Source organism: Thauera aromatica (assembly GCF_023093595.1).
GTDB classification, from domain to species: Bacteria; Pseudomonadota; Gammaproteobacteria; order Burkholderiales; family Rhodocyclaceae; genus Thauera; species Thauera aromatica_A.
In genome coordinates this window covers 1-4,851 of record NZ_JALLIK010000050.1, presented here as the reverse complement: position 1 = coordinate 4,851, position 4,851 = coordinate 1, and the positions used below count along the sequence as shown (strand labels likewise).

Below are 4,851 nucleotides of genomic sequence, written 5' to 3'. Positions count from 1 at the left end.
GGTGCCTGAAATGAAAACCCGCCTCCTGAAAACCCCGGATCTGCCCTCGCAGTCGCTTGGCTGGGCCTCGAACACCCCACAGCACCTGCGCATCGCAGGCCACTGGGTCTCGTCGCATGTCGGTTACTCGGCTTGCGGAAATCAAATGCTTCTCAGGCTCTGAGCCGCCAGCAACCCGAGCTGCAGCGCTTTTTCGGGGTGGATCACTGCTATGTGTTGAAGGACATCAGCGAGGGCGGGATCAGCCTGCAGTTGATGGAATCAGAACTGCAGCGGCTACTGGAAAATCCCACCTTCACATTGGCAAGCCTGGTCAGCGACAGCGAAACCGCCGAGCCGGTCAGGCTGCGGGTGCGGCACACCCGGCGCGACATCGGCGGGGAGCGCCCCTTTCATGTCGGGGCCGAATTCACCCAGCTGAACAGCACCCAGCTGCGCGAGCTGCGCCGGCTGGTGATGCTGCTGCAGGCCCGCTCAAGACTTCGCTGAGGCGGTGGCGCGCTCGACCTTCTCGATCCGGTAGCCATAGCCGTATACCGGAATGATTTCCCAGCCGTTTTCGGGCACCAGCTGGAGCTTGCGCCGGATGCGGCTGACATGGGTGTCGATCGTGCGGGTCTCGACGTTGGCGTTGAGCCCCCAGATCTTGTCCAGCAGATGCACCCGGGACAGCAGCTTGCCGGGTGAGGTCATCATGTAGCAGGCCAGCTCGAATTCCTTGGTGGTGAGTTCGACAGGCTGGTCATTGACGCGAATCTGTCGCGATTCACGATCGATCTGATAGACGCCGATCTTCTGGATTGCCGGCGGCTTCGCCCGCCGCCCCAGTGCCTGGATGCGGGCGAGCAGTTCCAGATATTTGGGTGGTTTGACGACATAATCGTCGGCGCCGGCGCGCAGCACATTGACGATGTCGGCTTCGGCATCACGTGCTGTGATGAAGAGGACCGGAATCTCCCAGCCGAGGGTTTCCCGTACATGCCGCAGCACGATCTCGCCGTTGCTGTCCGGCAGTTCCCAATCGATGATCAACAGGTCGAAAATCTGCTTGTCGAGTGCCTCGACAAAGGATCTGGCGGTGTCGAAGCAGACGCAGTCGTGCTGAGCCGTGGAAAACCAGAGCTGGTACATCTCCTGTTGGGCATGATCATCTTCTAGCACGCCAATGCGCATCGGGTCGGGTTCCGTGGCTGTTTGTGATCCGGGTGAGCGGCATTCTATTAGGTTCTGTAACTACTCAGGTACCTGGCACGCCTCGTGCTGACGAAAGACATGGAACCGATTCCCGACCTTGACAAGCTGAGCGTTGCCGAGAAGGACGCGTTGATTCGCGAGCTGTGGCCATTGCGTACGCTGGCTCGGGAACTCAGCGAGCAACTGACTGCGCTTCAGGCGAAGGTCACGGAACTGGAAGCGCGCCTTGCATTGAACAGTCGTAACTCGAGCAAGCCGCCCTCGTCGGACGGGTTGAACAAGCCCAAGCCGAAATCCTTGCGCCAACGCGGAGAACGCCCGACGGGCGGCCAGAAAGGGCATGCAGGGCACACGCTGGAGAAGGTCGCCGAGCCGGATCAGGTCGTGGAGCATGCACCGCCACCGTTTTGCCCCGCATGCCAGGCGCCCTTGCCGGCGGGTACGGTGATCGAAGCCCGCCAGGTCTTCGACTTGCCTGCGTTGGTCTTCGAGGTCACGGAACATCGGGTGCTGGTGGCACACTGCACCTGCGGCAAGCTTTGCCGGGGCGAATTTCCTGCCGGCGTCACGGCCCCGGTACAGTATGGTCCGGCCGCGCTGGCGGCGGCGGTCCATCTCACGCAGCACCACATGCTGCCGGTGCAACGCACTGCCGCGCTGATTCACGACTTCTTCGGTCTGGCGATGTCCGAGGCCACGGTGCTGGCCGCCAGCGAAGACGCACGCCAGCGCCTGCAGCCGACTGTCGAGACGATTGCGCAGGCCATTCAAGGGGCCGAGCTCGCCCATGCCGATGAAACGGGGCTACGCATCGCCGGCTCTTTGCACTGGATGCATGTACTGGCCACCGACCTGATGACCTGGGTGGGCTGTCACGCCAAGCGGGGTCGCGCCGCTTTCGACGCCTTTGCCATCCTGCCCAATTTTCAGGGCACACTGATCCACGACGGCTGGAAGCCCTATCGGGAGTTGCCCTGCCAGCATGGCTTGTGCAATGCCCATCACCTGCGCGAACTGACCTACGTCTACGAGGAACTGGGCCAGGCCTGGGCGGGGCGCCTGATTGAGTTGCTGCAGGCTGCCAATCAGGCGGTGAAGCAGCAGGGTGGGCCGCTACCCGCCGCGCAACGGGCTGTATGGCGGGCGCAGTATGAGGACATCCTCTGCGAAGGCGAAACCCTGAACCCGGTCCTGCCCAAGTCGGGGAAACGCGGCCGAACGCGACAAAGCAAGGCGACCAATCTGCTACTTCGCCTGCGCAGCTACGCGGACGATGTCTGGCGCTTTGCAACGGACCGCAACGTCCCGTTCACAAACAACCTTGCCGAGCAAGCCGTGCGCATGCCCAAGGTCAAGCAGAAGATTTCCGGCGGCTTCCGCACCCAGAACGGCGCCGAGACCTTCTGCACCATCCGCTCCTACCTCGCCACCTTGCACAAGCAGGGGCACAACCTCTTTCAGGCCCTCACCCAGACCTTCCAGGGCCACCCGCCTCAGCCTCGCTTCGCGTGAGGCTGAGTAGTTACTAGGTTCTGCAAAATTCACCAGCGATCCGGCCAGATCTTCTGCGCCGGGGATGGCCTCACTGCTGCAGGCTCAGCTGCCTGAGGTCGAAACCGTTACTGGCCGCCAGCGTGGTGATCCGCAGCGTGTTGTAGCCGGCCCGCAGCGTGACGGTGACCGGCTGCTGCGGCCGGGGCGAATCCCAGCCATCGGGCTGCACGGCGAGCGAACCAGCGCGTGCAGCATTGACCGACACCTCCAGCACATTGCCGGACTGCTCGGCCGCGACATCGAGCACCAGCTGGTACAGGGTCATCGCACTCGAATGACATGGCCTTTTTGAGATTTTCCAAAAAAGTCGTTTACGTTCAATAGGTTATGCAGCCATCTTGTGAACCCTCTCGAAAACGCGTCTACTCTCGTCTTTTGGGCGATGGAAATGCGTGGAGCGGGAGTCAGTCTGATGGAGAAACTCAGTGAGCTTGAAGATCCTCGTCAGCCCAGCAACGGCACCCGCCACGACTTCCGGGAGATCTTGGTGATCGCGGTGTGCGCCATGCTCTCGGACGCCGACAGCTTCGAGGACATCGCGCTGTGGGGCCGGCTCAAGGCCGACTGGCTGCGCCGGTTTCTGGTGCTGAAGAATGGCATCCCTTCGCAGGACACGTTCCTGCGCGTGTTCCGCGTGCTCGACCCGAAGCAGTTCGAAGCGGTGTTCCGGCGTTGGGTGGGCGGGATCGTTGGCGCACTCGATGGCATGGTGGCCGTTGACGGCAAGACGCTGCGCCGTTCGGCCGATGGTGATGCGCCGCCGGTGCACATGGTCAGCGCGTTCTCGACCGAACTCGGACTGGTACTCGGGCAGGAGAAAGTGGCGGGCAAGAGCAACGAGATCACCGCCATTCCGGAGCTGCTGGAAGCCTTGCACATCAAGGGCTTGCTGGTGAGCATCGACGCAATGGGCTGTCAGCGCGAGATCGCCGCCAAGATCGTCGAGAAGGGGGGCGATTACCTGCTCGCGGTCAAGGGCAACCAGCCCACACTGCATCAGCAGGTGCGTGATCTGATCAGCGATGCCCAACTCGCCAACGACGGCTTCAAGCACGTGGACAAGTCCCATGGCAGGACGGTGATGCAGCTCAGTTGGGTCGCCGCCAGTGGCAAGGAGATTGACTCCGAGCTCTGGCCCGGCTGCAAGACGGTCGGCTGTGTCGTCTCGCAACGCGTGGTCGGCGACAAGGTGGCCGAACTCGAGGAGCGCTACTACATCAGCTCGCGCAAACTCACCCCCGAAGAATTGGCCAAGACCGTGCGTGCGCACTGGGCCATCGAGAACAAGCTTCACTGGATGCTCGATGTCTGCTTCGGCGAGGACGACTGCATGATCCGCAAGGACAACGCACCGCAGAACCTCTCGCTGCTCAAGAAGATCGTGCTGAACCTGATTCGTGCGGACAAGACCGACACCGCCAAGACGAGCCTGCGACTCAAGCGCAAGCGGGCGGCCTGGGATGACGATATCCGTATGAAAATGCTGGGGATTCATCCGTTATGACTTTCGAGTGCGATGGCCCTGCCAGCTGGTACTGCCCTGCCTGGCGGGCCAGTACGAGATAAAACAGCGAGCTGCCGACCCCCAGATGCCGCACGGTGGTCCTCGACGCCGCCGAGTAGGGCTCGTGATTGCCGGCGAAGGCCAGCGCCGAGAACACGCCCGGCGCCATGTTGCGGGCCTGTGGGGCAGGCAGCGGGTTGCCGAGCACGCTGTCGACACAGCGGATCTTGGGCGTGTCGGTGATCGCCAGGTCGGGGGTGAGCTCCCAGGCGCCATAGGGGGTGTTCCAGTTGCCGGCACCGGCGTTGAACCACATGAAGAGGCCGCCCCCCTGGCTGTACCAGGTGTTCAGGTAGCGCTTGCAGATGTCCTCCATGCGCGGGTCCATGTTGGCGCTGGCCTTGGCGGGAATGCTGCCATCGCCGAAGGTGTCGGAGCCGCCTTCATAGGCCAGCCATGGCAGGCCGTACCAGCTGGCCATCGCCAGACCCGAGTTTGACAGCTCCAAGGCACATTTCCGCCCCACCCCCAGCAACGGCGCGGGTTTCAGGGCGATGGGGCGCCAAAAACCTAGATACACGGGTTGTTGATTTTTCGCC

5 protein-coding genes and 1 pseudogene are annotated in these 4,851 nt (G+C 62.5%); 3 read left to right on the top strand and 3 right to left on the bottom strand.

All coding sequences use genetic code 11. From position 1 onward, the window contains the following. Positions 1 to 213 precede the first annotated feature (213 nt). Positions 214 to 489: a PilZ domain-containing protein gene (locus tag MXC99_RS00670; protein WP_247723716.1), complete on the top strand. Its 276-nt coding sequence runs from the start codon at positions 214 to 216 to the stop codon at positions 487 to 489. On the opposite strand, the gene MXC99_RS00665 is transcribed toward MXC99_RS00670, so the two are convergent. Then, positions 475 to 1,173: a response regulator transcription factor gene (locus MXC99_RS00665; RefSeq protein ID WP_247723715.1), complete on the bottom strand. Its 699-nt coding sequence runs from the start codon at positions 1,171 to 1,173 to the stop codon at positions 475 to 477. The genes MXC99_RS00670 and MXC99_RS00665 overlap by 15 nt on opposite strands. Positions 1,174 to 1,257: 84 nt before the next feature. Between MXC99_RS00665 and tnpC the strand changes: the two genes are divergently transcribed. Beyond that, entirely contained in the window at positions 1,258 to 2,706 is a 1,449-nt protein-coding gene (gene tnpC, locus MXC99_RS00660) for an IS66 family transposase (protein WP_247723714.1), read from the top strand. A gap of 70 nt (positions 2,707 to 2,776) precedes the next feature. Here tnpC and MXC99_RS00655 read toward each other — a convergent pair whose 3' ends face one another. Continuing rightward, complete coding sequence (locus MXC99_RS00655) at positions 2,777 to 3,013, bottom strand: hypothetical protein (RefSeq protein ID WP_247723713.1); 237 nt, start codon at positions 3,011 to 3,013, stop codon at positions 2,777 to 2,779. Positions 3,014 to 3,160: 147 nt separating this feature from the next. Between MXC99_RS00655 and MXC99_RS00650 the strand changes: the two genes are divergently transcribed. After that, positions 3,161 to 4,252 carry an ISAs1 family transposase gene (locus MXC99_RS00650; RefSeq protein WP_247723712.1) on the top strand — a complete coding sequence of 364 codons (1,092 nt, stop codon included), beginning with the start codon at positions 3,161 to 3,163 and terminating at the stop codon, positions 4,250 to 4,252. On the opposite strand, the pseudogene MXC99_RS00645 reads toward MXC99_RS00650, so the two are convergent. Beyond that, positions 4,185 to 4,851: pseudogene (locus MXC99_RS00645) on the bottom strand (hypothetical protein); the annotation flags it as partial. The gene MXC99_RS00650 and the pseudogene MXC99_RS00645 sit on opposite strands and share 68 nt — an antisense overlap.

Excerpts from the sequence above, each read along its gene's own strand:
- MXC99_RS00655 (WP_247723713.1), bottom strand. The coding sequence starts at position 3,013 with ATGACCCTGTACCAGCTGGTGCTCGATGTCGCGGCCGAGCAGTCCGGC.
- MXC99_RS00665 (WP_247723715.1), bottom strand. The coding sequence starts at position 1,173 with ATGCGCATTGGCGTGCTAGAAGATGATCATGCCCAACAGGAGATGTAC.
- MXC99_RS00650 (WP_247723712.1), top strand. The coding sequence starts at position 3,161 with ATGGAGAAACTCAGTGAGCTTGAAGATCCTCGTCAGCCCAGCAACGGC.